A 26,172-nucleotide genomic window follows, 5' to 3' on the forward strand; every position below is an offset into this window, starting at 1 on the left:
AACTTCCCAAGACCAGAAGCGGCAAGATAATGAGGAGGCTGCTAAGGGATATAGCCGAGGGGAGAGCGCTGGGGGATACGACGACACTGGCCGACCCGGCGGTGGTTAGACAACTAAAAGATAAGTACGAGGATAAGGAAGGGTGATCATTAAACATACTTCTTTTGTAGGAGGTGATGCAGAGAAACCAAAATATGGTTTTAGTCTAGTGGTGAAGGGGCATCTATGGCTCTTTGATCCTTATTTAGTATTTGGGGACTTATGTCTCTTACTCAAAATTCAAGAAAGGAGGTAAATAACCATGCCTGTAGGAACAATATCATCATCAAAAGATACGGTGGGTGTAGCCGTTATTAACTACCAGGTGCCAATTTGTGAATCCAAAGATGATGTCATTAAGAATTGTAATCGCATGGCGTCGTTTATGGATGGTATTAAAAAAGGCTACCCTGGTTGTGATCTAATCATTTTCCCTGAGTATTCTACTCAAGGATTTCATCCCGTAAAGTGGCGTGATCTTACGACCACAGTTCCTGGACCCGAAACCGAGATATGGGCTGATGCATGCAAAAGAAACAAAGTCTGGGGCGTATTCTCAATCACAGGCGAGGAAAATCCAAAAGGAAATCCTTTCAACACATTTATCCTGATGAACGACAAGGGTGACATCGTGCTTAAATACCACAAGATTCTTCCCTGGGTTCCAATGGAACCTTGGTATCCTGGAGATGAGACAATGGTCGCGGATGGTCCTAAGGGACTAAAGATCGGAGCGATAATTTGCTATGACGGAAACCATCCCGAAATCGTCCGTGATACGGTCATGAAGGGTGCAGAGTTGGTAATCAGGATTCAGGGTTATATGTATCCATCCAAGGAACAGCAGAGAATGATTTCACAGGTTCGTGCATGGGAAAATCTAACATACTTCGCTGTAGCCAATATGGCAGGGCGTGACCTTGTTTATTCATACTTCGGTCATTCAAATATCGTAAACTTTGATGGAACGGTGCTTGCAGAATGTGGAACTGGTCCTGACGAGGTACAGTATGCACTTCTTTCAGTCTCCGCGATTCGCGATGCAAGAAAGAACTGGACTGCAGAAAACCACCTTTTTAATACCCTCCATCGTGGGTATACAGCGTTACCACCCGATGGGGTTGCCGAGTGTCCTTATGACTTCTATAAACTCTGGGTGAAAAACCCTGCTAAGGCAAAAGAACTGGTCGAGTCGCTCACGCGCACCACTGCTATTCCTAAAGAAGAAGCAGCAACGGCATAAAATATAAAGGGAGAAAAGTAGGCTCTAAGAATTAGGACTCGAGGCTGATACTTTTTCCGGGTGTAAGGAAAATCGAGGGGACAAGAGTTGGCTCTTGTCCCCTAAAATGGAGGTGTTATTTTACCTTTAAATGGCGTAGAGTTATAATTATAATTATACTCATTTAAGCTTCTCAAGAATTGAAAGCGAATTATGGATTATAAAAAGGTAATCGAACACTTAAGACAACGGATTATTAGCCAAGACGAAGCTATAAACCGAATAGAAGAAGCATTAATGATCGCAGAAGCGGGGCTCAATGAACCGGATAAAGCTTTATGCGTTCTTCTATTTCTCGGACCAACTGGAGTGGGAAAAACAGAGACCGTGAAGGCTCTTGCCGAAGCAATACATGGGGAATCCAGTGCATATTGCAGAGTCGATATGAGCGGTTTTTCTGAGAGGCACTATGCGGCATCTTTTTCCGGTTCGCCCCCCGGATATATTGGAAGTAGAGAAAATAATACGATACTAGACAAAAATAAAATTGAAGGAAGATTCGGCAAGCCCGGGATTCTTTTATTAGACGAGGTCGAAAAGGCCCATCCTGTGGTTCATCAAACACTTCTTCAGATCTTTGACAATGCGCTTCTTCGTCTTTCTAGCGGCACGGAAGAAATCCGATTCACAAACACAATTGTAATTATGACGAGTAATGCTGGCTCTGAAGCCTTGAAAGCAGTCGCAGACCATCACGAGTCTTTTAACCAAAGAGCTGACCGTGGTGAAAAAAATGTCGGAATTGACTGGGAGCTTTCACGCAAGCAGATTGCTATGGAGGCACTCGAGCGCACGTTCAAGCCCGAATTTATAAACAGGATAGATGGAATTATAGTTTTTAAATGGCTAAGTCACAATGATCTGATGCGGATTCTTGATATTCAAGTACATGAACTAAATAAACGGCTTCGGAGATACCATAGCTTTCATATTGAGCTTACTCTAGGAGCAAAACAATTTCTCATTAAAAAGGGCTTTGATTTAAAATACGGAGCCCGACCACTAAAAAGAGCTTTACGCCATTACCTACACCAGCCCTTAGCCCGTTTAATTATCGAGGAAATTTTACCACGTAACAGTAAAATAGTAGTCGAAAACGCCGGTGATCAACTTGAATTTGAAGTGATTCCTCCAGAGACTACATCTTTAGAATCAGAACCCACCGTCCTAGAGCTTAAAAGATAATTTAAGCACGAATCTGCGAAAACTATCTGTTTTCTAGGAGAGACTAATGCCTATTTGTCCTAGGTGTCAAACATTAATGATTTGTAGCAAGAGAATTTCTGTGGCAGGGATAGAAAACAAAGAGATTGAATGGATCTGTGAATTAGACAAAATCCAAGCAGAAATAAGGCATCCTGTCCAGTATGTTTACATTGTAATAGGTGATGAGGAAGAGATAGAGGGTAAAAGAAAAAGAGTCATTGAAAAGCAAATAAGCGGGGCAGAACTCTTTGTATACTATGAATTTCTTTAGAAGCTAAATTTATTCTCCATATGAAATGGAGGAAATCATGGATAAGAAAGTAAGCCTACCATTAGATGATGAGCGTTATCAACCCTTGAAAGACCAACTTAAAAATATTCTTCGTAGAGACCCAGAGCTCTCGGATGCAAACTTGCTACGAGAGTTTCTGGAAAACTACAAGGATTACTTTGGCACGAGAACCTCTTCGGAAATCTCAACTGGGACAGATAATATGATTCGAAGAACCGTTCACTATATGGTGCTGAGTGCAACGGATCTGCAAAGCTTTCACATTACCAGCCGCAACTGGTTAAAAGAGCAAGGGTATCAACTTCCGCCCTGGGATACCGAATCAAGCCACAAACTGCATCGTGTGATTGAATATAAAGGGCATGCAGCAGCTGTAGTAGAATGGGAGCCGGAAAAAAACATCACTTTAGACCCAAGTCTTGAAGAAAGTGAAAAGAATTGGGTGCTTGCTATGGCAATCGGTGCGGGTGAAAAACCGGAATGGAGTGTAGAAGAACTACGCAGGTTTGCCGCTTATCTCACGATGGGCAGAGCAGAATTCTCGAATGATAGAGAATTGGGTGATCAAGAAATCGCCGAAAAATACGAAGTGCCGATTGAAGAGGTAGCGTACCGCCGTGGGCTGCCTGATGAGATTGGTACCACCGAGGGGGAGAAAAATAAACATTAAGTCTTTAAAAAAATATAAAATTCTTGAAAAACTAGAAGGGAGAAGTTTTGGTCAGGAAAGGCTATCTACTAGTAGGAAACAACTCATACTATGTTGCAGAGAAATACGTCGAACCGAAAGATATAGCTATAGTTGATGCTTTTTACCTCGTTGTAATTATAGATTCCATTTCAGAAGAAGAAAGGAAAAAACTCCTTATTGAGGCAATAAAAGTTGGGCTCGAGACCGTCCCAGTTGAAGTAGAGGTTCCAGAGAAATACAGCTACACACGGTATGGGTTTCAACTTGACCCGGTAATGATTCAAATAAGAAAAGGCATTATGCCACGGGGTACTACTAAAGAACTGGGCTCATCCGAACACTAGATAAAGAAGACATGAAACCTAAACTAATAGTTTTCTCCGACTATATCTGTCCTTTCTGCTTTTTTGCCCTAAAAATGGTAGAGAAATTACAAGCTGAATATGTTATCGAGGTAGAATGGAAAAACTATGAAATTCATCCTGATATACCTAAAAACGGAGCATCAAAATCTTTTCTCGGAGAAAACTACCTAAAGACAGTAGAGGAAAATATGAGGCTACTGGCTGAGTTAGAAAAGCTTGAGGTTAAATCTAATTCATTTATATCCAACTCTCACCTTGCGCTCGAGTCCTCGGAGTTTGCAAAGGAAAAAGGGGTGTTTGGTTCTTTTCACAAAAAGGTTTTTGAAGCTTATTTTATGGAGGGCAGAAACATAGGAGATAAATCGGTGATTTTAGATATTGCTCAAGGACTTAGATTAGATCCTGACGATCTAAGCTCGTCATTGGATGAGCATCGTTACCACGGAAGATTACTAGAAGTTCGAATGGAGAAAACTAGGCTTGGTGTAATCGGTACGCCGACTTTTATCGTAGGTAAAAGACAACTAGCCGGACTCCCAAGCTACGATGTATTGAGACAATTCGTTGAACCCATAATGAAGAGGGGTGAGTGATGTATCCAAGGGACCTAAAATACACGAAAGATCACTGGTGGATAAAAGTTGAAAATGGAAAAGCACGTATAGGGATCACTCAGCGAGTTGCTGATTTCTTGACCCTTATCACCAATGTAGAGTTTGCAAAATTAGGTGATGAAATAAAAGTCGGTGACACTATAGGTATAATAGAATCCCAGAAAACAACGGTAGATCTCTCCTCCCCATTGAGTGGTAAGGTTTTAGAAGTAAACGCTAATCTAATCAATGACCCACTCCCTTTAGTACATGACCCATATAGAGATGGCTGGATGATTGTAATTGAGCTATCTAACCCAAAGGAGATTGATGAACTTATAGATATAGATGAGTACGTGAAGATCGTTGAGTGGGAAAAAGAAACACAAAAAGGAGTTGGGAGAATCTAAAATCCATTCATCTGAGAACAAACTTCCGGATGAAATTTCCTACTGAGTTAGACCTGAAGATATACGGCGAGACCATGATCGGAATCCCCCACATAGAGGCCGGCCCCCTCGTCAGAAGCTCCTACCATGCGCAGAAGCAGGTGATTAAGCTGGGTGGAGATTTTAGTTAGAATTAACTTTTAAACCTGTAGTTAACCCACTCTTAACTCACCTTGACTTTATCAATATTAAGTTTATATTTGAGTTCCAATTCGAAGCTCTTTTAAAAATTAAGGTTCACGGGTGCCTATGAAGGCCTAAGAGGGAAGTCCGGTGAAAATCCGGCGCAGCCCGCTCGCTGCTGTAAGTAGCCCGTAAAGCCCTTTGCACTATGCCACTGGAATTCTTTTCATGCCGGGAAGGCGCAAGGGAGCCAGATGCTACAAGCCAGAAGACCTGCCTGGGGACTGAGTTTGCTTTTCTTCGAGGGGAGAAAGTAAATGACTTCAACCGTAGAACGAACCCCTGTCTTCTTCCCTGAAGACCGGGGGTCCTGATGAAAAATTTGATCCTGCTGTTCCTCTTCTTATTCTCCGCGGATATCCTTGCGGAAGAGGAAGAGACTATTACGCTTGAGCCGGTGGTTGTCGAAGAAGTACCGGTAGAGCCCCCTCTCGATTACCCTTCCGCTTTTTCAACCGTGATCGACCTCGGTGATTTCGGCGGTGAGTACAACACCACGTCTGAGATTCTTTCTTTCTCCCCGGGTGTAGTGGTGAGAGACTTCGGCGGGTTTGGCCAGCTCAAAACCTTGTCTATTCGCGGTTCATCCAATGACCAGGTGGTAATCCTGCTAGACGGCGTGAGGATAAACAGTCCACTGGGGGGAGGGGTGGATTTATCTACCATTCCCATTGATTACGTGGAGAGATTTGAAATCGTAAGAGGCGGCGCATCGGCCCTGGTAGGCTCTGATGCCATAGGCGGAGTGGTAAACATAGTAACCAAAAAAACAGACGACCCCTTCACCAATTTGTCCTTTACATACGGTTCATTCAACACCCTGAGTGCAAACCTCTCCAGGGCTCAGAAATTAGGAAATCTGAGCTACTTCTTCTCTTATACACACGCCCAGAGTGAAGGCGATTTTAAGTTCAAGTCTGTCAATAACCTGACCCTCACCAGGATAAACAACGAGTTCTTCTCCGAAAGCTTTCTGGGGAAGGTTGAATATGAGCTTAACGGCTGGACGATCGGCTTTCTTAACGAATTTTATTACGACGACAAGGGTGTTCCCGGGCTCGGCGAATTTCAGCAGCCCGATGCGAACCAAAAAGACCTGAGAAACTTAACCAGCATTAACATTTCTAAGAGTGGATTTCTTAGGCAGGACATAGATTTTGACTTGGTCCTGTTCAACAGGTTTGACTGGCTCGAATTCAAAAATCCTGAGCCCACGGTTGGAATCCCTATTGACACCCTCAGCAAGACCTTCAGCTTCGGCTTAAATCCGAGGCTCACCTGGTATGCGCCTTACAACCAGATAGTGACCTTCGCCACGGAGGTGAGGGGAGATATTCTAAGGGATGAGGATTTTGATAACCCTAAAAGGTTTACTTTTAGTTCTTTTCTCAGCGATGAAATCAATCTTTTTGACGACCTCCTTCTCATAAGTCCGATAATACGGTTTGACCTTTACCAAACCTCCGCCGAGGAAAGCACGACCGATACCGGATTCTCGCCGAAACTGGGAATTATATTCTCTCCTCTGAAGTATGTTTCTCTAAAAGGTAATGTTGGAAGGTCTTACAGAGCGCCCAGTTTCAGTGAACTCTTCTTTCCCGAAGAGGGTTTCATCGGCGGAAACCCAAACCTCAAGCCGGAAAGCTCTTTTGATTTTGATTTCGGTCTGGTTTTTTCCCATCCGCGAGTCGGTTTTGAGATTACCTACTTCAGGAACGAGGTTGATGACCTCATTCTTTTCGTTTTCGTCAGCGCGCAGAGGATAGAGCCATTAAACGTAGGAAATGCAACCGAGCAGGGAATCGAGACCAGCCTGGTCTTAAGACCGTTTGATTTTATGGAGCTATTTGCCGGATACACCTTCCTTGACGGTGAGCTCGAGGATACCGGGGCGCAGCTTCCGGGAAGGCCCAGAAACAAGTTTGACTTTCGTGGGGTTTTAACATACCGCTCATTCTCGTTCTTCTGGGAGACACATTATGTAGACAAGATTCCACTTAGTCCATTCCCGGACTCGGCTACCACCGATGCCAGAACCACGAGCGATGTGGGAGGAAAAGTGGAGTGGAAGAATATATTCGTTACGCTCGAAGCAAAAAACGTCTTTAACAACCTGGACGTGCAGGACGCCTTAGACTTCCCGCTTCCGGGAAGGACGATTTTTTTTACGGCAGGAATAAAGTTTTGAAAGAACGAAACTTAGCCACTAATTAACACAGATTAACACGAATAAAGATAAGTGAGATACATGATTCATGATATACAATGCAGGATTTATATGAATATTCTTACATGCATCCTGTATCGTGCTTCGTTCGACTGAGCTCACGACGAAGTCTTGCATCCTTTGTCTTTATTTGTGTTCATTCGCGGCTAAAACGAAAAAAAGGAGGATAAAGCAATGAGGTTCCTTATAGTTATTTTCATCCTGGGGATATGGGGATTTATTATCGGCGGGTGTCAGACGAGTGACGGCGGCTCCGGTTTCATCCCTACCGGCCGCATCGTGGCGGTAGCGGAGAGAAGCAGTTCAGACACGGTTCAAGTTGGCGGACCAAGAGGCTCGGCCACTCCGGGAGCATTTGTAGGGATTACCAACTTAGATACCGGTGATTTTAAAACCACCAATGTAAGGGATGACGGAAGTTTCTCCGTAGAGTTCGACGCCTCGACCGAGGACATATTCAGAGTGGTTATAGAAGAAGACGGCATAGATGAGACGATAGGTGTTTCTATTTTGAGGGATGCCGTGGCCAGAAACATAGCTCAACTTGGCAGCGTACCCACGGAAATAGTGATAAGGGAAGAAAAAGCTTACGTGGTGAACGGTTTCTCCGATAACATCCAGGTCTTCGACATCAATCAGAGTCCGCCCGAGCAAATAGGAACGATAGTCTTACCGCCCGGCTCCGACCCGGTGGCTATGGCTTTTTTGGATGACACCCGTGCTTATGTGGCCAATATGATAGGGCAGAGCGTTGCCGTGGTGAACGTGGTAACAGGGCAGTGCGAGGCAATTATAGCTCGTACTGGCGGAGATTTTTCACCCTGCCAGACTGTGTTTATAGCCGTTGGCGCTTTCGAAGACCCGTCGGGAGTGGCTATTGCAAACGGTAAGGTTTATGTAACAAACGCTAACCTAGATGACTTCTTTGACCCTATTGGAAACGGGTTTGTAACTGTGATCAACACTCAGACAAATCAGTTCATAAAACGTATTGATTCTAGTGGACAGGGGACGAATGAAATAACCGAATTAAACGGGAATATTTATTCCGTAAATGTGGGAGATACGGATTTCGACACAGATACAGGGGATTTCTTCTGCGACCCGGCCTCTATTCAAAGCATTGATGTCATTAATACTGAATCTGATGATATTGCAGACTCCATCTTCATTCCTTTAAGCGGTGAAAATCCCTTTGCCTGTAGTCCAAATAAGCTCGAGCCGACACCGGACGGCCGATTCGGATATTTGGGAAGCGGATTGGCCGGGGTACTGTTCAAAGTTGACCTTTTAAATAATACTCTCATTAGGGGCGCGGATAATCCGATAGTAATAACTTCGGCTGACGACCTTGACGCAACTTTTGATGTGGAGATTCGTGATGACGGCCTGGCGTTCATAGCTCTTTTTAACTCGGACCAGATTGCGGTGATGGATACACTGGATGATTCAGTAAACCCCTTCCCTTTCATAGCCCCTTTTCCTGCTGGCCTCAGGGGGGATAATCCAAATTCTCAGTTCTTTGACGGTATACAGGACATTGCCATAAGGGAAGATGGAGAATTCCCGGATGTTTTTTTTATCACCGGAATCAGCAGTCAACTGGGCTCTATAGATACTTCGCTTATACTTCCGCCGGAGTAGGAGTCGATGGGAGCACATATTTAGACTTGGTTCTCTTCCGGAATAGACCGGCTTAGAAAATCCACATTATAAATGTAGAGACGCATGGCCATGCGTCTCTACGATAAACTGCACGGTGGCTTTTTTGTTCCACGGCTACTTTAACTGTATGATCTATCGAACCTTTTTATTATCTTGCATCGAGTACTAAATTAGTTAAAGATATTTAGGAGAGGATAATTTCTTCTCATTAACTTATTGCGGGGGTTTCTGCTATGCGAATCTGCTCCTTCCTTCCAAGCACGACGGAGATTGTTTACGCGCTGGGGCTTGGGGACAACCTGGTAGGGGTGACTCATGAATGCGATTACCCTCCCGAAGCGGCCAGTAAATCCAGGGTAATAATGAGCCTTATCAACCCGGAGGAGCTTTCCAGCCTGGAAATAGACAGATTGGTAAGTGAAAACCATAAAGCCGGAAAGAGCACCTACATCGTGGAAGAAGAGGCTCTTCGGAAGGCTAACCCGGATATAATCCTTACTCAAGGGCTTTGCGATGTTTGTGCCGTCTCCGGGAACGAAGTCATAGAGGCAGTGAAGGTTCTTGGACACAACCCTCAAATAATTTCTCTGGCACCGAGTACCATTGGTGAAATCTTGGAAACAATCTTGATTATCGGAGAAGCGACTCAAAAGAAGGAGCAGGCAAGGGAGTTGGTGGACAAGCTCAAATCCAGGATAGAAAGGGTCAGGTCGTTGCTTGCGGCGGAGAAAGATCGTCCCCGGGTTTTCTGCATGGAATGGCTCGACCCGCCTTATGTGGCCGGGCACTGGGTTCCGGAGATGGTGGAGATTGCCGGCGGTGATTGTGTGGCCGGGAAACCGGGGAAGCCCTCTTTCCGGGTTTCCTGGGAAGAGATTTTAAACCATGCCCCACAGGTCATAGTTCTCATGCCATGCGGTTTTGGTATAGATAAAACCCTCGAGGAGGTGGACGTCTTAACCTCGGTCGATTTCTGGTACAAGATTCCCGCGGTTAGAAAGGGGCACGTTTATTTAGTGGATGCAAACTCCTACTTCTCCAGGTCAGGACCAAGGGTGGTAGATGGGCTGGAGATAATGGCCAGGATACTCCATCCGGAGGTAGTTGATTTTGAAATTCCCAAGGATTCGGTGCTTAACCTAAGAAACCACATTTTCCTTGAGTCTTTTTTGGGATGAAACGTCCAAAGTGGAAATCACTCAACTCATGGGAAAGAATAGAGGTGGGAAGAAGAAGTTTAAAATCTAGACTTCAAAAGAAGCTAGCGCTATATTATAAGACCCGATGGAACGTAATTTTTTAGGAGTTTTGATGAATCATAATCTGAGTGTGCTTTTACTATTTATAGTCATGATAAGCAACTTAGCGTGCAGTCCTAAAATAGTATCTTTTGAGGCAAACCCAATTTTTGTATGTGAAGGGCAAAGTACCCGAGTTTCCTGGAAGGCTAGAGGCAGCACTGTACTTTTATCTAATCCTTTGCTTCCCGGAACGGGGGCAGTGGAACCTGCCGGCTCCGAGAGATTTACTCCGATTGATACTACCATCTTCACAATCAAGGCTATGCGTAACGGCAGAGAAACATTTGTTGAGCAAGAGGTTATTCTTTTGCCTAGTAGAACGGAAAGGGAGATAGTAATCAGTATCAAGCCTAGTGTTGACGGAGATCTGGTTGGTGTTGAAACGATTAAACCGTCGGTTTTAAGAGACTTTAAAAGCATAGAAACCATAAGAGGGGATATTGATAGGCCTATAACCGTTCTGCATGAGGGTCGCGAGGTTATCCTTCAGGCTAATGGCGTCCCATCCGAAGCGATGCGTGGTACAGGGTTCAGCGGATACTGGGAGGTACGTGCAAAACCTCTTCCCGGAGAGGAATTTGACGACCCGGCTCATGCTCCTCCGGATAGCTTTCGTATATTGGTTAGCCTTTCCTGCACTGGTTACAAAAAGTAACACCTTATCAATATGGACATTGCTCAAGCTGAAAATATTATGGTATCGGAAAACCGGTCTTTAGAAAGCATTTTAAAAAAATCAAAAAGGGCGATCATCATAGGAATAGGGGGAGGCGGGGATATCGTGGGAACGATCCCCACGGCCAGGCTACTCGATATGTTCGGGATAGATTGCATCCTCGGCGGTCTTCCCTGGGAAAGGTCTGTTTTTGACCCCATTCCCGGTCCCAGAGTCTTTGGTGAAATCAAAAATCTTCGCCCATTGAATGATACCGTTTGGTTTGCTAATAAAGACACTGTAACCGCCACCGGGGTCAGATTCGCCGAGACGGAAATGGCCGAGATATACGAAAAAGAAATGCTACTGGTTGACATAACGAAAGGGGTTGTGGGTGTGGTAAAGGGGTTAGATAAGGCGATGTCGGAATTGAATGCGGATCTCTTAATCGGCATAGATGTGGGCGGTGATTCAATCGGATTCGGGGATGAAAAAGGACTAGCCAGCCCGCTTGCAGACGCTATAATGACTACCTCCCTTTCCGAGCTGAGCGGAAAATACGACACTCTCCTCGGCCTATTCGGATATGGCAGTGATGGCGAGCTTACTCCGGATGAATTAGAAAGGTCGTTAAGCTTGATTTCAAGAGAGGGGGGATTTCTTGGAGCTTGGGGAATTACCACTGAAATTCTTCGGGAGATGGAGATGGTGATATCAAAAATTCCGACCGAGGCAAGCAGAATTCCGGTTGAATGTGCAAAGGGGGAGAGGGGAGAAAAGTACATCCGCAGTGAGACTAGGAAGGTTTATCTCTCCACAGCATCCACGGTTACGTTTTATTTATCTCCAGTTGTGGTTGTGGAAAAGGTGTCAAAACCGGCGAGACTGGTTTTGGGCTCTAAGTCCTTGGATGAAGCCAACGAAGCCCTTCATTCCATCGGTCTCTTTACGGAGCTGGATTTAGAGAGGGAAAGAGAAAGGTCCGGGGCTAAAAATTGAATTTAAACTAGCTTTTTAAAGTTGTTGGGCTCTATCTTATAAGTTTTGTGATGATATCTTCGGCCAAATTTGTCCTACATAGCAGATTGATTGTCGGAGTCGGCCTGATAGTAATCAAAGAACTACAATGACGGGCAAAGAAAAAGTAACCCCTCTTTAATTCTTCTTCTGTAAGCCTGTCCTGAGCGGAGTCGAAGGGCCTGTCCTGAGCAAAGTCGAAGGGCGGAAGGATGCACTTTATAGGCACTACTAGCTGCATGGCTAGTTTATGAAGTTTTTCTTTTTGCTTGGAATTGCATGGGGTGACTGTGCGTCTCTTCATCTCACGCACATTACACACCACTAAATCCCCTCTCAAGAGGGTACTTGATGTAGAAATTCCCCTCTAGAGAGGGGTGTCCCGAAGGGACGGGGTGTGTCAGTTTAGAGAGGATGTCACGGAGGCGTAGATAAGATATTTTAAAAAATAGGGTTAGGACGGTGCTTGCATAGTAACATAAAAGAGTGGACCTGATTTTTAAAATATGTTTTAGCCATCTAAAGGCTTTGTTTTACGAGAGTGAATTGTTGATTCTTGATTATTTTGGACAGCAGTGATCTTCGGTAGGAATTTTTTCTCGGTGAGCTTTCAAACTTTCTAAGTAGATTTTCATGGTGTCTTTAATATTCCCAACAGCTTCTTCGTAGGTATCACCCTGGGTGTGACAGCCTGGAAGAGCAGGGCAAAAGGCGTGGTAACTGCCGTCTCCTCTCTTTCTAGAATTATCGTGTAGTTATATTCTTTCATTTTTCTTGCCTCCAAACTCTAGCCTTTTCCCATTTAACCTCTACCTTAATTTTAAAGTATTTCAAATTAGTAAGAAAGTACCTACGGAGTTCATGCAGGGCTATTTCCTATCGCCGCTCGGAACTCAGGTTTGTGTTTTATCGAGATCATCTGATTAAATAGGCGATGATAATCGGCGTGGTGACGATGGAGATCAACGTTCCGGCCATTATGATCGAGGCTACGACCTGGGAGTCTTGTTTATACTTCTCGGCCAGGACGAAATTAAAAACAGCCGGGGGCATGGCCGATTGAAGTTTCACCACGCTGGCGATAACCCCGCTAAGGTCGAGCATTTTTACCACTACCAGCCCGAAAATAAACCCGGCTCCCACTCTTAATCCGCCGAAGAGGAACGACCTCTTCAGGTCGGTTAGCCTGACCTCGGACAATTTATACCCTAATGCAAAGGTCATCATGGGAATGCTGGCCTCTCCCAGAAGGTCTATTCCATTATGAATTGCCGTAGGCATGTTCCACTCCATCACGCTGAAAGCGACACCGAGCACTGCTGAATAGATGAGCGGGAGCCGGAACACTTCGAGCGGGCTCTTGCCATAATTCAAGATCATTATCCCCAACGAGTAATGAAGAACGGTGGTAGAAATCATGTAGAGGATTCCGACGTTGAACCCCAAATCGCCAAATGCGAATAGCACCAGGGGAAGCCCCATGTTTCCGGTGTTGGCAAAAAGTACGGTTGGAAGATAAACCTTGGTACGGAGATTTAATATTCTGACTGTCAGAAAGCCTATTACGAGGCATCCCAATATCACTCCGATAACGGAAACAAAGACCTTCACGGCAAGGCTGATTGCAAGCGGCTCCTCGGTGAGCGACGACAGGATGAGGCACGGGGTGGACACGTATATTACGAAGTCGTTGATAGCGGTGAGATTTATCTTTTTTATCTTGCCGAACAGGTATCCGATGAGCGTGATCAGAAAAACCGGGAGTACGATGTTTATGATCTGGATGATAATCTGAGAAACCTCCTTCTCGGAGTCTGCCATAAGCCCCTATCGAGTTGGCTAATCATTTTACCTAACCGATGTGTCGTGACGAGTCTTAAGATAACTAAGTAAGATATTAGAATGTCATTCGAGCTCCTAATCTGGGGATTTCTTCTGGTTTTTTTCCGCTGTTATTTCTAGGAATCCTTCTGTTTTTGATCGTCCCTAGCGTCGCTTAGAGTTTTGGCTTCGTCATTTCCCAGGAAGATAACCTGAAACATTGCAAGATTCCTCACATCCGTTCGGAATGACAAAAGCGGTTTTGCGGTATGGGAAACGCAATGAAGGTTCTGTCATTTCGACTGAAGGGAGAAATCTTAATGATGTAATAGTTCAAGATTCCTCATAAGCTCCTTCGCTGCCGCTCTGGACATGGTTCGGAATGATAACCAGGTTTTCTAACACCGCATGAAAATGTTTGGTGTGGGTTACAAAAGCCCCCACACCGTCCGAACCGGTGACAGTAAATTCCTTCACCCCTTCCAGCGGGGGAAGGTTAGGATGTGGGGGGTAAATGAATCTTTCTTCACACATCGTCTATCTTGAGTCAAATCGAAGGGCTCCTCGCAATTGACACAAGGAGCTTGCTGGTTTACTCATCTGTCGTTTATGAAATTCGGTTAAAATTAAATAGGAATATCTGATTAGGAGGACGCAATGGCTAAATTACCCGAACAAGCTCTTAAGCTCATTAAAGAAGGAAAGAATTTCGCCACTATTGCCACGCTGATGCCGGACGGCTCGCCTCATGCGACGGTTACCTGGATAGACACGGATGGCAAACATGTAATATTCAATACCGCTGAGGGCAGGCTTAAACCCAAAAATCTTAGAAAGGATCCCCGGGTATCAATCTCCATACTCAATTCCGATAACCCGTATCAGCAAGTGGTGATTCAGGGACGGGCTGTCGAAATGACCCATGACGGCGCAGATGAGCACATCGACCGTATGGCCAAAAAATATTTGGGAGTGGATAAGTACCCATATCGTGCACCCGGAGAGAAGAGGGTTATTGTTAAAGTTGCACCGGATAAGGTTAGTGTGATGGGATAGGGGATTGGATTTCTAAGGCTCTTTGGTTTTAAGTGATCTACCGGTCCCTTTGGTAAATTCCAGACATGCTTTGGGTAGACAATGTTGTCTCCTCTTGCAAAAAGATATTGGGTTATACGGGAATATTAGAGACTACCATCTCACCACTGCCGAGCCCCAGGTGAAGCCAGCGCCGAAGGCGGAAAATAAAACCAAATCCCCTTTCTGAAGCCTGCCGCTTTTTACCGCTTCATCGAGGGCGATGGGCACCGAAGCTGACGAGGTATTTCCGTAGCGGTCCACGTTCATGAATACCTTCTCCGGCGGGATATCCAGGCGCCTTCTCACGGCGTCCATGATTCTGTAATTCGCCTGATGAGATATGAATAAATCAATTTCCTCCGGGTCCACACCCGCTTTTTTGATTGCCTCGACTGAAGCCGCCCCCATTGCTTTCACAGCCTCTTTGAACACCTCGTTCCCGTGCATTTTAAGGTAATGAAGCCTGTTTTTCACGCTCTCTTCTGAGGCCGGGTGGCGCGCTCCGCCTCCGGGCATATAGAGAAGGTTCCAGGCATCTCCGTCCGAGCCGAGGCAAATAGATAGAATTCCTGGTGTTTCCGATCTTGCTACTACCGCCGCTCCGGCTCCGTCGCCGAAGAGAATACAGGTGGTCCTGTCCTCGTAATCGGTGATTCTGGATAATGTTTCAGCGCCTACAACCAGGACAGTCTCGGCGTTCCCCGCATCTATGAAGGTTTTAGCTACCTGAAGTGCATATATAAATCCGGTACATCCGGCAAAGACGTCAAAAGCATAAGCTTTTTTGGCTTTCAGTCGGCCTTGAATAAGACAGGAAGTGGAGGGAAATAGATAGTCGGGTGTAACTGTAGACAGGATTATCAAGTCGATATCTTCGGGATTAAGTGAGGCAGCCTCTAATGCTCTAAGCGATGCTTCGTAACCCATATCGGAGGAGGCTATATCCGGATCGGCTATTCTTCTCTCTACTATTCCCGTTCTTGTACGTATCCACTCGTCGGAAGTGTCCACAATTTTCTCAAGGTCAGCGTTTGAAAGTATCCTTTCGGGAATTGACAAGCCCGTACCTATTATTCTCGCATTAGCCAAGACGGTCGCTACTCCGATGGAACGTTTGAAGGGATATTATTAGGTAAATCCCAAATTTTGTCAAACTAACCTCTTGCCTCAGCCGTAACTGATTTTATTTTTTCTTGATCGTCGTTACTTATTTTAACCCTTTTTAAATATTCGATTTTGTCGCTAAAAAAAATCATGTCCAGGTAATCCTGGTCCTTTAGCTTTTCCAGAAGTTCCATATCTTCACCGGATTCGATATTGAAGAAATAATCAAAGCGGTGGGGTTTGCTATTTTTATCTACAAGCGAGAAATACATCTTTACCGATGGGAATTCCGGCCTTTTTATGCATTCGAGGCCAAATAGTATATTTTTTATAACTTTTAGGGAGTCGATTTTCTCTCGAGGCACCTTGAATATAAAGGCCGTTTTGCCATCGATCAGGTGAGGTAGGCATCCCCGGTCTATGAAAGAAAGGGTGGTCATCAATTCTGGGGTAAACTCTACTCTAGGATTGGTTTCTTCATCTTCTGGTGTGAGAGGCTCTTGGTTATGAAAGGCCAATTAATGCTCCTTAAAGCTCAACGATGTGTTTTTTGTATTATCCTGGATAATACTCATTTTGACCAGCGGGTCAAGCGGATCTTAGGGGCGGACTGCAGATTGTTTAAATTTTCATCCTTGACACAGGTCTTTATAATTAATTATTATCGAATTAGGAGGGAGGAACCACCAAACAAGGTCAAGAAGTGTTCTTGAAAAAGGAGGGAGAAATGCCAGTAGCCTTTGTAATAGGTGTGATTATCTTAGTAGTAGTTTTTCTCGCCGTTTACTTTATGCCGGAAAAAACTGAAACCGCTCCACCCCCGCAAGCTGAGAAGAGGGAAGAACCCAAGCCGGCTAAATCGGATGAGACTATTGACCCATTCAAATCTGCAGTACCGCCCAAAGACTGAGGGCGGCACTCTTTATGTTTAGATAGTTATTTGCTCTGCTATCACGGATGAGCAAAGTTAAATTTCAGGGGTTGTAGCCTGAATTTATACGAAGTGAAAACCACTTTGTGTTAAACTTTAAATAACATAATGTAATTTCCGTAACCTTAATTCAGGCTTTATTTTGCCGAGCCTTACAATCTAACGACTGTAAAGGGGATGTTATTTTGATGGACTTGATGCCGAACTTTTCTATCCCTCTTTTAAGCATAATGAGCTAATGGGTCTTGACTGCGAATCGTTGATGGGGCAAGGATTCAAAAGAAGGTGAAACATAAAATACTATGCTAATCATTGAAACGGAAGATGGGTAGGCGCTATTTATTATGATGCTTTACCTATGACTAGGGGACGGTGTAGTAGAGGGTAACCAGGTAAGAGAAAGGTTAGTAGAGATGAGAAATATACTTATGTGCGGTGGAATTTTTATATCCGCTTTAGTCTTATCGGGATGTGTGACAACAGTCGATAAGATTCAGGATATACAGCAGAGGGCCATGATGTCCATGCGAAAGCCCGGCGAGAAGATGGTAGCGCCCCCAGAGGATGCTTCGAGGAGATACTCTTGCTCTACATATATGAAAGACAAGCTGGTTATCGAAGAAATTGACGTGATTCCGGATAGAATTAACGCCGGAGACGAGATAAACCAGAGAATACGTTACGGTTTGTGTCCTAACCCTCCTTCCGGTACTATGAACGGGAAGATTGTTAGAACGGTGCTTTTTAATGGAGAGACACAGTTTGAGGATATCACTTACTATGCATTTAAGCCGGGTACCTGGACCATAGATGCCTTTATCCAGGTACCGCGAGATGTTGACGAAGGCATGTACGATGTTGAGGTCGTGATCACATACGGTTCTAAGACGGTGAGAAGCATGGAGTCGTTCCTGGTTAAAAAGAAATAGACGGTTGAGGCCGTCATTAATTCGAAGGGCTAAGATAGTAAATCAATATATTCGTTATGCTTAAACCGTGGGTTTCTCTCCGTATCTTAATTTATTGTAATTTGAAGTTAGGTTATAATATCCACATCGGATCGACGATGTTAACCAAAAGCTCACAGGGGGCATAAAATGAAAAGGTTCATGTTACTCTTAGTAATTCCTCTTACGGTCTTTGTTTTTGCATCTTATGGGTGTAAAGAAAAGGAACAGGCTAAAGAAGGGGTGGGGGAAGTTAAGAAGGAAGCCAAGGAAGAGGCTAAACCGGTGGCAAAGCCCAAGCCTAAGAAGGCTGAACCGGCCACCAAGGTAAACATAAATACAGCAACGGCTGGAGAGCTTGCTCAGGTACCGGGCATCGGGGAAAAGTTGGCCAGACGGATAGTGAGGTACAGAGAAAAGCGTGGGGATTTTCAAACAATCGAGGATATAAAGAAAGTGAAAGCCAATTGGGATAAAAGGTATAATAAGGCTAAAAACTACATCACTGTGGGTGGGCCTGCGGCGCCTGCACCGGGAGGCGGAGAGACTGCTCCAGGAGGAGCCGAGAGCACACCCGCACCCCAGCCTGCTCAGTAATTTTTAAGTATTAAAAGCTCGTATTTTTATTTTAGATTAAGTTAAAGCTATGAAAATAAGGGGCGGCAGTTAGGACTTATTTAGCTAGCCGCCTTTTTTCGCCCCGATAGTATTATTTCTTGCCACGGGTTAACACTAGTACATTATCATTGCTAACGCGGTGAAGCAATCTCGTTTTTGGATTGCTTCGTCGCTATGCTCCTCGCAATGACAACTGAGACGGTATTATTGTAAGATTAAAGTTTATTAATAGTGGGAGTGACTTATCATGCCCAATCTTAAGTTCGGCATTGTAGCTCCGGCTGGCGAAGAGCCCAAGAAGCTCCTGGAATTCATAAGGCGGGCCGAGGAGTCCGGGTTCGATAGCTTCTGGGCCGGGGATCATATGGTTTTTATGAGACCGGTTGCATACGACGTTTTATCCACTATTGCTGCGGCCAGTGTTTTAACCGATAAGATTTCGATGGGCTCCTTTTCTGATGCTCATAAGTTCCATCCCGCTGTTCTGGCCCAGCGCCTTGTTACGCTCGACCACCTCACGAACGGAAGATTCATACTCGGCCTTGGTTTAGGCGAGGCGATGAACCTCGACCCTTATGGGATAAGGTGGAATAAACCGCTCTCTCGGATGGTGGAGTCAGTTAAATTAATCAGAAAACTTTGGGAAAGCGAGGAACCGTTCGACTATGAAGGTGAGTTCTTTACATTCAAGAAAGCGGTCCTGGGGGCAAAGCCGACTAGGGGAAAGGTTCCAATCTACATTGCCGCACACCGCCCAAAGAGCCTTCGTGTTGCTGCGGAAATGGGAGACGGTTGGATTACTCTCCCTCAGCCCCCATCTCTCTTTGCCAAAAGGTGTAAGCAGGTAGAGGAATGGAGAAAAGGTGTGGGTGGTGATTTGGATGGATTTGAGAAATGCCAGTACCTTTTTACATCGATTGCCAAAGACAAGGATGATGCTTACCGGGCGCTTGAGAATCTGAGGCACACCCTAATCTGGTCTGAGCTTTACGAAGAGGCGTATGTGGTCAAGCTTCCCCAAGAATACGAGGGCTTCGGCTACATGAATGTGATTACGACTGATGAAAGGGAGAAGCAAAGAATAATAGAGCAGGGAAAGCTTTTCCCGAAGGAAGCGGTGTTTGACTTTACCCTCTCCGGTTCAGCGAAGGATTGTATAAAGAGAATAGAGGAGTACATCGATGCCGGGGCGAATCATCTTCTAATCCACAACTTCAGCGCCGACCGAGAGTGGAGTTATAAGGTATTGACCAACCAAGTGATTCCGTATTTTAGGTGAGATAATCTAATACGGATAAAGCCGGGTTGTAATTCTTAAAAATTTGGTTTACGCCGTCCTGAACATATTGACAAAGATAAGAGATAAGAGTTCTATTTCAAAGGCACGTTCCTACCAGCAAATTGGCGAGTTCTGGGATAATCACGACCTTTCCGAATATTGGAACCAGACCCGACCAGTTAAATTTGAGGTTGATATTCAATCTGAGATAACCTACTATCCGTTGGAAAGCTCGTTGTCAGCAAAGGTTCGCTCTATAGCTAAACAAAGAGGTATATCCCCAGAAACTCTTCTAAATCCGTGGGTGCAGGAGAAACTACGGAAACAAAAAGGCTAGTTGGCATAGAGCACGGAATAATAAAAACACCTATTTACCCCTCAGTTCATACACACCGTCCCAATCCGGAGGTGGAGGGAAGTTTTGGTATTCGTTGCAACGCCTGAGGTACTCTTTAGATGGTGTATCACCGGGGTCTAACTCAAGTATTTTTTCAAAAAACTCTCTTGCTTCATTCCACTTACGTTCTCGGTATAAATTAATTCCAGTTTGGAATTTTTCTAAAATCGCACTATTTCTATCATCTAAGTCGCTTTTTAGTGAGACAAGTTCATAGACCTTTACAGGATAAGTTTTTCCGACTACGCGTATAGTATCCAATTCCCTGGCGGCGATTTCTTCATTGGCCAGCCTGTAGGTGTTTTCGGAAATAAGTATCTGAGTGCCGTAAATCTTGTTGGCACCTTCTAGCCTGCTTGCCAGGTTCACTTCATCTCCAATTACCGTATATTCAAACCGGGAGGAGGAGCCGATATTTCCCACTACCGCCTCGCCGGTGTTAATACCGAAGCGGAAAGTCCTTGCCGGTATTCCTTGCTCTATCCATCTTCCTTGCAAGGTTTTAAGAAAATCCCGGCATCTGAGCGCTGCCAGGCAGGCAAGGGCGGAGTGGTTTTCCTGTGGAACAGGCGCTCCCCAGAAAGCTACGATGGCGTCTCCTTGAAACTGATTGATCGTTCCGTTGAATTCGAGGATTGCCGAGCTCATTCCCTCAAAATATTCATTCAGGTGTTTGACCACTTCCTCCGGTGTCAAGGTTTCGGAGAGAGTGGTGAATCCGCCTATGTCTGAGAACATGACGGTGAGCTCTTTCTTGCTTCCTCCAAGGCGCACCAGTTCCGGGTTTTTGATGATTTCAGAGGCAACGGCCTTAGAAACGTAGCGCTCGAAGGTGCTTTTGATAAACTCCCTTTCTTTAAGACCTTTGGTCATATCATTAAATGCGCCACCCAGCTCCTGAAGCTCGTCTCCGGTTTGAATATTTACCCGGGTGTCAAGCTCTCCCTCTCCGATTTTTCTTGCTGCTATTGCTAGGGTTTTGACCGGCTTTGTGACCCCCTCTGCTAAAAAGAAGCTGAGTCCTACGGCTATGAGCAGTATGAGCCCGCCTGCGAGGAGCAGGGTGATCTGTAATTTCTTCAAGAAACTGAGTTCTTCGGTCAGTGATTTGAGGACTAAGAATCCACCCTCTCCTGCCGGAACATCGGGCAGGATCGAGGATTTCATGGCAAGAAATTGTTCTTTACCCAATGATAACTCTTCCACTAAATTTTCGTCGGTATTTGTTCCCGTCGCGGCCTCGAACTGTTTTGATAGCTCTTCTTCTTTTTGAGGCGAAAAGGTGGATGCGTTAATACCAGCTTTGGAATAGAGAATTATATCCACCGATGAAATCTCTTTTATGCTCTCCAGTGTTTTCCTATCAATTCGGCTGCCCCAGACAACAATCCCATGGACCTCATCCCCGAATGCCACCGGTTTTGCCACAATCTGGTATATAGACTCTTTTACTCCGGGCGGGAAAATCTTTATACCCTCGACGTTATCCAAGCGGGAATTCCATATGGTTACTGCTTCCCGCTCTTCAAAAATTCTTCTGAAAAAAGGTAGGCCGCTTAAATCCTGGCCAAATTTCTCCGGGTCCTCTTTCGTGAATAGGAGTTCTCCCTGGGCGTTTGTCACCAGGAAAACATCGCCTTTCTGGTAAATTGAGATAAATGGAAGAAGGGAGTTTAGCCTGAGGTTCGCATCCTTTAAAATCTCATTATGATCTGTAGCCAGACCAAAACCAAAATCCTCCGTCCCTATTGATGCCGTGGACAGTATGGTGCGAAATTGAGCGTTACTCATGGTAAGAGAGTTAATCTCATCTAGGGCGAATTGGGTTCTTAGTTCCTGTAGCTGCCTGAAGGCAAAGATGGTGCTTTCAAATCTGGACCTTATGTTTTCCTTTACCTGATTTTTCGTAGTTTCTTGGAGCACCAGAAGCACCGTTATAATGGAGATGAAAACAACCAGTGCCAAGACAACAAAAATCTTAGTACGGAAGCTGAGGGATGGTCTTGAGAACATTTATGTTAATTAGTTTGCCACAAAGACACTAAGACACGAAGGAAAAATATGAGTTTCAAGAAGAATCCAGAGGTCAGAATACAGAATTTAGAAGTTTTTCCTTTTTACTTCTGACTCCTGGCCCCTGGATTCTATATTCTAACTTAGTGTCCTAATGCCTTAGCGGTTGATAGTTACGATATTACTCCCAGTTATCTTCTTCTTCAGGATAATCGGTGCCGTCTTTTCTCTTGTGGGGCGGTATCTTCTCGATCTCTTTAAGCTCGAAGTCTATGAATAATTCTTGTCCGGGCAGAACCTCGATTTCTTTACTCACCCTTTGGGTTCTGGGTTTCCATACGTTTATGGAGTATCGCCCGGGTGGAACATTGGATATAGTGAACTTACCGTCCTTTCCGGTTTGGGCATAGGCTTTATTCTCCAGGACAAGGACGAAAGAGATCATTTGGGGGTGAATGTTGCAGTAAACTGGCACTAGGCCGGGCTTATCGAATGTAACATCCTTGGGCGGGTCGGTGGACTTGTATTGGCCCAGGTCAAAGGATTTAACCGGAGATACGGAAAAGACATTGTGGTATATATCGTCGTGATTGGGGAAGGTCACGGTTTGTCCGGCAACTATGGGAAGAAGCATGGGATGGAAGGTTTTGTCTTCCTGTACCAAATCATGCACCTCTCTTGGAGGTTCTGATTGGAACCCGGTAAGATAAACGACTACCCCGCTCATATCATCCTTCTCTTTCATTCCCCCCATGAATTTCTTCTCCAGTACGGTCACCTGTCCGGTTATCAGGCCGTAGTTTTTAGTAGAGTTAGAGTTTTGAGAGTGTCCGGATATGGAAAACCCAAGACTGAAAATAGAGCAAATTAGAATTGCAAAACATTTCTTCATGGAGGGTCTCCTTGCATGGAACAAATGTAATTACCTTCCGGTCATTGTGAGAGATACTTTGTTCACACTCAGCACGGGTCCCGTCTTGAAGCAATCTGACAGCAAGTGTCATTCCGAACGTACGTGAGGAATCTCAACGGATTGCTTTGCTAATGCTGGCAATGACAACTTATTAATGCAATTAATATAATCGACATTCCTATCCTTAAAAACTTACCGTAAGTTGCGTCCTGAATCTATTGGTGTCTATATCCAGAAACTCATCCCGTATAAAAGAATAATCAAACTGAAGTTTTAGGCTGTGGTTCTTAAGGAAATAAAAGCTTACTCCGGGTGTGATCTCCCAAATCCGGTCGTCGTCCGAATCATTGTCCAGGTCGATAAGGGCAAATCTTCCCGCCACTTCAAGGGTTCTCGGAACAATGAAAATTCCCGACTGTATTCTTATTCCCTGGGAAAGTAGGCTGTCTATTCCTGCTTCATTCGGATTTATGTTTCTTAGGTCGTATTCCGCCTCTAGTGAGAAGATAAGATACTTTATCGAGAGGTCGGTGGAGAACTGGAAGATATCGCTTTTGACTGAGCCAAGGGAAATGACTCTATCGTTTATAAAAGCATTGTCCGGGCTCTTTTCGGCGGGCTTGAATCCCGGGAGATAGGCAAAGGCGGTGCTTACCGCTATGAGCGGAATTTCCGGGTTATCAAAAGACCCCTGTGAGTAGGTATAATCGCCCGAAACCGGGAATGGATTAATGGAAGAATACCGGGGCTGCCCGGTCGGGGTGAACATAACTCTCCCTACATAAAGTAGGTTGGAGTTATCGGATATGGAATTTCTTCCGTCTCCATTGAATATACCCACTTCATACGTAAGGAATCTACCGACAACCCCACCTATACCTGCGCCTACATCCCGGCCCAGGCTGAATTCTCGATTTACGATAGAGTTATCCACGAGTTGGAGGTTAAAAGGATCGGTCAACTCCTCGCGGTTGAAAGGAACCCGGTACTGTCCTGCTCTCGGAACGGCTTCGGTGAATTTGGCGAAGTCGAGAATATAATCAAGTAGCTCTACATCACCACTTGCCTCCAGTATAACTAAATATTTAAGCCAAGGGAGGAAAGCGTTTCCTCTGAACGATATCCAGAGCCTTCTAATGTCGAAACCGGTTTGCGTATCGCTGTCTTCATCTTCCACGAAGAATTGGAACTGAGAACGGAAGTTTATTTTTAAGGAAAATAAATCGTCCTTAGTTTCCATGAAAAACCCGCTACTGTATCCCACCTCTACATACTTCCACCACTCGGTGACGAATGTTTTTGTTGCCGGTTCATCGACTTCTTCCTGCGGCTTAACTGGCTCGGCGTATTCTTTCTCTTCCTTGCTCTTGGCTTCGAGCTCTTCGATGCGTTTATTCAACTCCTCAATCTCTTTTTCGTGCTGTTTCTGAATCCTCTTTATCTCCAGCTTCAAGTTCTCTATTTCCCTATCCGTTTCGTCATCGGTTGTAAAAGCAGGTAGGGAAAAAGAAAACGGAATGGAGAAGCATAGGACCAGAATCAACATACGTAGGGGCGAATCTTGTGTTCGGCTTTCGGTTTTATTCTTCAGTATCTCTTTTGTAGAGCGGTCGGGGGATTTTTTTTTATCACGAAAGCTGGTGTCAGCCAGCTTTGATAGAAGTTTCATCGCTATGAATATACCATCTCTCTACAAGTTACAGAAAAGAAACTCTAAGTTTCAATCGTTAATCTAATTGTATAAAATCTATATAATAAAATACTAAGGAGTTCAACATGAAAATCCCGGAGGGTCTTAATGTCGCTTTAGATTTTGGTCTTCTCGATGCCATATTCACCAGACGGTCCAGAAGGTTCGGCCTGGGCATGGAGATGAAAGAAGGAACATTGAAATATAAATCCAGGTTCGAGCCGATTCCGCTTACCGAGCTTGAAGAAGCCTTCCTGGTCTGGGCGGGAACAGGTATGACCGGGCTTTCTTTGGGTGACCTTCCCCGAACCGGGATCTCCTGGCTTTTCCAGTGGACCGGGCGTTCCTGGCCCTGTTCCTGCAATTCTCATTCTACAGAGCTCTTCTATACCAACGATAACGGGGTATATATGGTAAAGCTCTTCAACCTCATGCCCGAGCCGGGGGAGACCCTGATTTTTTCGGGCAAATCCGAGGAGGAGAAGTTAGAGAAAGTAATAAGACTTTTCCGGAAGAGCCTGATAAAACTCCAGGATGGAAGAGCGGACTTGCCAAAAGGAGAGCCGGGTTTATTTGATTTCAACGCCTGGAATACGAACAAGCCGGGAACTACTTTTTTCATCCCGGTCACCAATACCACCGTCGAATACATGGTTCTTTTATTTATCTATTTCGGCTCTAAATATGGATTCAACATCATCGACGAGCTTAATGGCGGAAGGTCATGCGGCCTGGATAAATGGATTGAGAAGGGTTATATAAGAAATGACGTAAGAATGTCTCTCTTCGACCTTGAGCTTAGGGTTCTCACCACGCTGAATGTGGAACAGGCTTTTATATGCCAGAATATGAACCTCGCACTCCAGGCGCTCGGGCTTGGAGGATGGGCTTTTACCGGGCTCCTTCCCCATTATGCTTTGGGGGTTAATCCATCATACAAAGGACTAGGATTCAGGTTTATAAGCCCGGAGAAGAGTTTAAGAAGCATCTTGAACCCGGTTCCGGTAGGGCGTGACGGGGTATTTGAAGCGTTGTGCCCACCCTATGTAAAGGACATGGGTGAGGCGGTGGATAAATTTCTCAGGATTAGGGGAGATTTCTGGAAGGAGGGAAATCCCTATCCATACCGGAATCCCCAGGGAGTACTCGATGATGAGTATCATCCTTCTCCGGAGAGAGTACAGATTGTGAAGGATTTTTGCACCTACGTTTATGAGAACTATGGTAGATTCCCGGCATTTCTCGACCCGATGTTTGCGAGGCTGGTTTTCCAGGCCCATCATCTTGACCTGGAATTTTATGATAAACACTACACCGAAGGGGCATACACCGAGGTTCACAAGAATCACTTCAAGCTCTGGCACCCGGAGATTGTGGATTTGGGATTGCGAAATTCGGAGTAAATTAGCCACGAAGG

Annotated in this window: 27 protein-coding genes, 1 pseudogene and 1 riboswitch; of the genes and pseudogenes, 19 read left to right on the top strand and 9 right to left on the bottom strand. The window is 45.0% G+C overall.

The features are described 5' to 3' along the window. Positions 1-301: 301 nt before the first annotated feature. From VNN20_08255 to VNN20_08315, 13 genes are all read left to right on the top strand, one after another. The gene (locus VNN20_08255; protein HWP92172.1) at positions 302-1,282 is read left to right on the top strand and encodes an aliphatic amidase; all 981 of its coding nucleotides are present in this window, start codon (positions 302-304) and stop codon (positions 1,280-1,282) included. Between the two features lie 276 nt (positions 1,283-1,558). Beyond that, positions 1,559-2,506, top strand: coding sequence for an AAA family ATPase (locus VNN20_08260; GenBank protein HWP92173.1), 948 nt, complete (start codon positions 1,559-1,561; stop codon positions 2,504-2,506). Positions 2,507-2,606: 100 nt separating this feature from the next. Further along, positions 2,607-2,798 (top strand): hypothetical protein, encoded by a 192-nt coding sequence (locus tag VNN20_08265; protein HWP92174.1) that lies wholly within the window; start codon positions 2,607-2,609, stop codon positions 2,796-2,798. 37 nt (positions 2,799-2,835) lie between these two features. Further along, complete coding sequence (locus VNN20_08270) at positions 2,836-3,489, top strand: hypothetical protein (protein HWP92175.1); 654 nt, start codon at positions 2,836-2,838, stop codon at positions 3,487-3,489. A gap of 47 nt (positions 3,490-3,536) precedes the next feature. Then, positions 3,537-3,854, top strand: coding sequence for a hypothetical protein (locus tag VNN20_08275; protein HWP92176.1), 318 nt, complete (start codon positions 3,537-3,539; stop codon positions 3,852-3,854). A gap of 11 nt (positions 3,855-3,865) precedes the next feature. Beyond that, a complete protein-coding gene (locus VNN20_08280) occupies positions 3,866-4,468 on the top strand; it encodes a DsbA family protein (protein ID HWP92177.1) in 603 nt (200 codons plus the stop codon). After that, entirely contained in the window at positions 4,468-4,878 is a 411-nt protein-coding gene (locus VNN20_08285) for a biotin/lipoyl-containing protein (GenBank protein HWP92178.1), read from the top strand. Before VNN20_08280 ends, VNN20_08285 begins: the two co-directional genes overlap by 1 nt. A gap of 29 nt (positions 4,879-4,907) precedes the next feature. Beyond that, positions 4,908-5,048: a hypothetical protein gene (locus VNN20_08290; protein ID HWP92179.1), complete on the top strand. Its 141-nt coding sequence runs from the start codon at positions 4,908-4,910 to the stop codon at positions 5,046-5,048. 93 nt (positions 5,049-5,141) lie between these two features. Beyond that, positions 5,142-5,336, top strand: a riboswitch (cobalamin riboswitch). Positions 5,337-5,413: 77 nt separating this feature from the next. Further along, positions 5,414-7,288, top strand: a complete 1,875-nt coding sequence (locus VNN20_08295; GenBank protein ID HWP92180.1) for a TonB-dependent receptor — start codon at positions 5,414-5,416, stop codon at positions 7,286-7,288. Positions 7,289-7,501: 213 nt separating this feature from the next. Continuing rightward, positions 7,502-8,971 (top strand): hypothetical protein, encoded by a 1,470-nt coding sequence (locus VNN20_08300; GenBank protein ID HWP92181.1) that lies wholly within the window; start codon positions 7,502-7,504, stop codon positions 8,969-8,971. 254 nt (positions 8,972-9,225) lie between these two features. Beyond that, positions 9,226-10,170 carry a cobalamin-binding protein gene (locus VNN20_08305; GenBank protein HWP92182.1) on the top strand — a complete coding sequence of 315 codons (945 nt, stop codon included), beginning with the start codon at positions 9,226-9,228 and terminating at the stop codon, positions 10,168-10,170. 133 nt (positions 10,171-10,303) lie between these two features. Continuing rightward, positions 10,304-10,948, top strand: a complete 645-nt coding sequence (locus VNN20_08310; GenBank protein ID HWP92183.1) for a hypothetical protein — start codon at positions 10,304-10,306, stop codon at positions 10,946-10,948. A gap of 12 nt (positions 10,949-10,960) precedes the next feature. After that, positions 10,961-11,947, top strand: a complete 987-nt coding sequence (locus VNN20_08315; protein HWP92184.1) for a DUF1152 domain-containing protein — start codon at positions 10,961-10,963, stop codon at positions 11,945-11,947. 31 nt (positions 11,948-11,978) lie between these two features. On the opposite strand, the gene VNN20_08320 is transcribed toward VNN20_08315, so the two are convergent. From VNN20_08320 to VNN20_08335, 4 genes and pseudogenes are all read right to left on the bottom strand, one after another. Continuing rightward, on the bottom strand, positions 11,979-12,269 hold the full coding sequence (locus tag VNN20_08320) for a hypothetical protein (GenBank protein ID HWP92185.1): 291 nt from the start codon (positions 12,267-12,269) through the stop codon (positions 11,979-11,981). Positions 12,270-12,525: 256 nt separating this feature from the next. Further along, positions 12,526-12,734, bottom strand: a pseudogene (locus VNN20_08325) (type II toxin-antitoxin system HicB family antitoxin). 146 nt (positions 12,735-12,880) lie between these two features. Continuing rightward, entirely contained in the window at positions 12,881-13,786 is a 906-nt protein-coding gene (locus VNN20_08330) for an AEC family transporter (GenBank protein ID HWP92186.1), read from the bottom strand. Positions 13,787-14,119: 333 nt separating this feature from the next. Continuing rightward, the gene (locus tag VNN20_08335) at positions 14,120-14,320 is read right to left on the bottom strand and encodes a hypothetical protein (GenBank protein ID HWP92187.1); all 201 of its coding nucleotides are present in this window, start codon (positions 14,318-14,320) and stop codon (positions 14,120-14,122) included. A gap of 123 nt (positions 14,321-14,443) precedes the next feature. Between VNN20_08335 and VNN20_08340 the strand changes: the two genes are divergently transcribed. Continuing rightward, complete coding sequence (locus tag VNN20_08340) at positions 14,444-14,842, top strand: PPOX class F420-dependent oxidoreductase (GenBank protein ID HWP92188.1); 399 nt, start codon at positions 14,444-14,446, stop codon at positions 14,840-14,842. A 132-nt stretch (positions 14,843-14,974) separates the two neighbouring features. Here the strand turns inward: VNN20_08340 and VNN20_08345 are convergent, their stop codons facing one another. Further along, entirely contained in the window at positions 14,975-15,952 is a 978-nt protein-coding gene (locus tag VNN20_08345; GenBank protein ID HWP92189.1) for a beta-ketoacyl-ACP synthase III, read from the bottom strand. Positions 15,953-16,017: 65 nt separating this feature from the next. Then, a complete protein-coding gene (locus VNN20_08350; GenBank protein HWP92190.1) occupies positions 16,018-16,485 on the bottom strand; it encodes a hypothetical protein in 468 nt (155 codons plus the stop codon). A 209-nt stretch (positions 16,486-16,694) separates the two neighbouring features. Between VNN20_08350 and VNN20_08355 the strand changes: the two genes are divergently transcribed. The 4 genes from VNN20_08355 to VNN20_08370 all read left to right on the top strand — a co-directional run bounded on the left by VNN20_08355 (position 16,695) and on the right by VNN20_08370 (position 19,742). Then, complete coding sequence (locus VNN20_08355; GenBank protein ID HWP92191.1) at positions 16,695-16,877, top strand: hypothetical protein; 183 nt, start codon at positions 16,695-16,697, stop codon at positions 16,875-16,877. A gap of 434 nt (positions 16,878-17,311) precedes the next feature. Beyond that, the gene (locus tag VNN20_08360) at positions 17,312-17,827 is read left to right on the top strand and encodes a hypothetical protein (GenBank protein ID HWP92192.1); all 516 of its coding nucleotides are present in this window, start codon (positions 17,312-17,314) and stop codon (positions 17,825-17,827) included. A gap of 168 nt (positions 17,828-17,995) precedes the next feature. Further along, positions 17,996-18,442: a helix-hairpin-helix domain-containing protein gene (locus VNN20_08365; protein ID HWP92193.1), complete on the top strand. Its 447-nt coding sequence runs from the start codon at positions 17,996-17,998 to the stop codon at positions 18,440-18,442. A 268-nt stretch (positions 18,443-18,710) separates the two neighbouring features. Next, a complete protein-coding gene (locus VNN20_08370; protein HWP92194.1) occupies positions 18,711-19,742 on the top strand; it encodes an LLM class flavin-dependent oxidoreductase in 1,032 nt (343 codons plus the stop codon). 367 nt (positions 19,743-20,109) lie between these two features. Here the strand turns inward: VNN20_08370 and VNN20_08375 are convergent, their stop codons facing one another. The 3 genes from VNN20_08375 to VNN20_08385 form a co-directional block, all read right to left on the bottom strand. Then, entirely contained in the window at positions 20,110-22,152 is a 2,043-nt protein-coding gene (locus VNN20_08375) for an adenylate/guanylate cyclase domain-containing protein (protein ID HWP92195.1), read from the bottom strand. A 181-nt stretch (positions 22,153-22,333) separates the two neighbouring features. Then, positions 22,334-23,044 carry a carboxypeptidase regulatory-like domain-containing protein gene (locus VNN20_08380; GenBank protein HWP92196.1) on the bottom strand — a complete coding sequence of 237 codons (711 nt, stop codon included), beginning with the start codon at positions 23,042-23,044 and terminating at the stop codon, positions 22,334-22,336. Positions 23,045-23,249: 205 nt separating this feature from the next. Then, complete coding sequence (locus VNN20_08385; protein HWP92197.1) at positions 23,250-24,734, bottom strand: porin; 1,485 nt, start codon at positions 24,732-24,734, stop codon at positions 23,250-23,252. A 107-nt stretch (positions 24,735-24,841) separates the two neighbouring features. On the opposite strand from VNN20_08385, the gene VNN20_08390 reads away from it, so the two are divergent. Next, a complete protein-coding gene (locus tag VNN20_08390; GenBank protein HWP92198.1) occupies positions 24,842-26,158 on the top strand; it encodes a hypothetical protein in 1,317 nt (438 codons plus the stop codon). The last annotated feature ends 14 nt before the right edge of the window (positions 26,159-26,172 follow it).

Source organism: Thermodesulfobacteriota bacterium (assembly GCA_035559815.1).
In the GTDB taxonomy this organism is placed as follows: domain Bacteria; phylum Desulfobacterota_D; class UBA1144; order Nemesobacterales; family CSP1-2; genus DATMAT01.

Bases quoted from the DNA above. Each gene is read 5' to 3' on its own strand.
- VNN20_08255 (HWP92172.1), top strand. From the start codon at position 302: ATGCCTGTAGGAACAATATCATCATCAAAAGATACGGTGGGTGTAGCC.
- VNN20_08260 (HWP92173.1), top strand. From the start codon at position 1,559: ATGATCGCAGAAGCGGGGCTCAATGAACCGGATAAAGCTTTATGCGTT.
- VNN20_08270 (HWP92175.1), top strand. From the start codon at position 2,836: ATGGATAAGAAAGTAAGCCTACCATTAGATGATGAGCGTTATCAACCC.
- VNN20_08280 (HWP92177.1), top strand. From the start codon at position 3,866: ATGAAACCTAAACTAATAGTTTTCTCCGACTATATCTGTCCTTTCTGC.
- VNN20_08285 (HWP92178.1), top strand. From the start codon at position 4,468: ATGTATCCAAGGGACCTAAAATACACGAAAGATCACTGGTGGATAAAA.
- VNN20_08290 (HWP92179.1), top strand. From the start codon at position 4,908: ATGAAATTTCCTACTGAGTTAGACCTGAAGATATACGGCGAGACCATG.
- VNN20_08295 (HWP92180.1), top strand. From the start codon at position 5,414: ATGAAAAATTTGATCCTGCTGTTCCTCTTCTTATTCTCCGCGGATATC.
- VNN20_08300 (HWP92181.1), top strand. From the start codon at position 7,502: ATGAGGTTCCTTATAGTTATTTTCATCCTGGGGATATGGGGATTTATT.
- VNN20_08305 (HWP92182.1), top strand. From the start codon at position 9,226: ATGCGAATCTGCTCCTTCCTTCCAAGCACGACGGAGATTGTTTACGCG.
- VNN20_08310 (HWP92183.1), top strand. From the start codon at position 10,304: ATGAATCATAATCTGAGTGTGCTTTTACTATTTATAGTCATGATAAGC.
- VNN20_08315 (HWP92184.1), top strand. From the start codon at position 10,961: ATGGACATTGCTCAAGCTGAAAATATTATGGTATCGGAAAACCGGTCT.
- VNN20_08320 (HWP92185.1), bottom strand. From the start codon at position 12,269: ATGAAGAGACGCACAGTCACCCCATGCAATTCCAAGCAAAAAGAAAAA.
- VNN20_08330 (HWP92186.1), bottom strand. From the start codon at position 13,786: ATGGCAGACTCCGAGAAGGAGGTTTCTCAGATTATCATCCAGATCATA.
- VNN20_08335 (HWP92187.1), bottom strand. From the start codon at position 14,320: ATGTGTGAAGAAAGATTCATTTACCCCCCACATCCTAACCTTCCCCCG.
- VNN20_08340 (HWP92188.1), top strand. From the start codon at position 14,444: ATGGCTAAATTACCCGAACAAGCTCTTAAGCTCATTAAAGAAGGAAAG.
- VNN20_08355 (HWP92191.1), top strand. From the start codon at position 16,695: ATGCCAGTAGCCTTTGTAATAGGTGTGATTATCTTAGTAGTAGTTTTT.
- VNN20_08360 (HWP92192.1), top strand. From the start codon at position 17,312: ATGAGAAATATACTTATGTGCGGTGGAATTTTTATATCCGCTTTAGTC.
- VNN20_08365 (HWP92193.1), top strand. From the start codon at position 17,996: ATGAAAAGGTTCATGTTACTCTTAGTAATTCCTCTTACGGTCTTTGTT.
- VNN20_08370 (HWP92194.1), top strand. From the start codon at position 18,711: ATGCCCAATCTTAAGTTCGGCATTGTAGCTCCGGCTGGCGAAGAGCCC.
- VNN20_08375 (HWP92195.1), bottom strand. From the start codon at position 22,152: ATGTTCTCAAGACCATCCCTCAGCTTCCGTACTAAGATTTTTGTTGTC.
- VNN20_08380 (HWP92196.1), bottom strand. From the start codon at position 23,044: ATGAAGAAATGTTTTGCAATTCTAATTTGCTCTATTTTCAGTCTTGGG.
- VNN20_08385 (HWP92197.1), bottom strand. From the start codon at position 24,734: ATGAAACTTCTATCAAAGCTGGCTGACACCAGCTTTCGTGATAAAAAA.
- VNN20_08390 (HWP92198.1), top strand. From the start codon at position 24,842: ATGAAAATCCCGGAGGGTCTTAATGTCGCTTTAGATTTTGGTCTTCTC.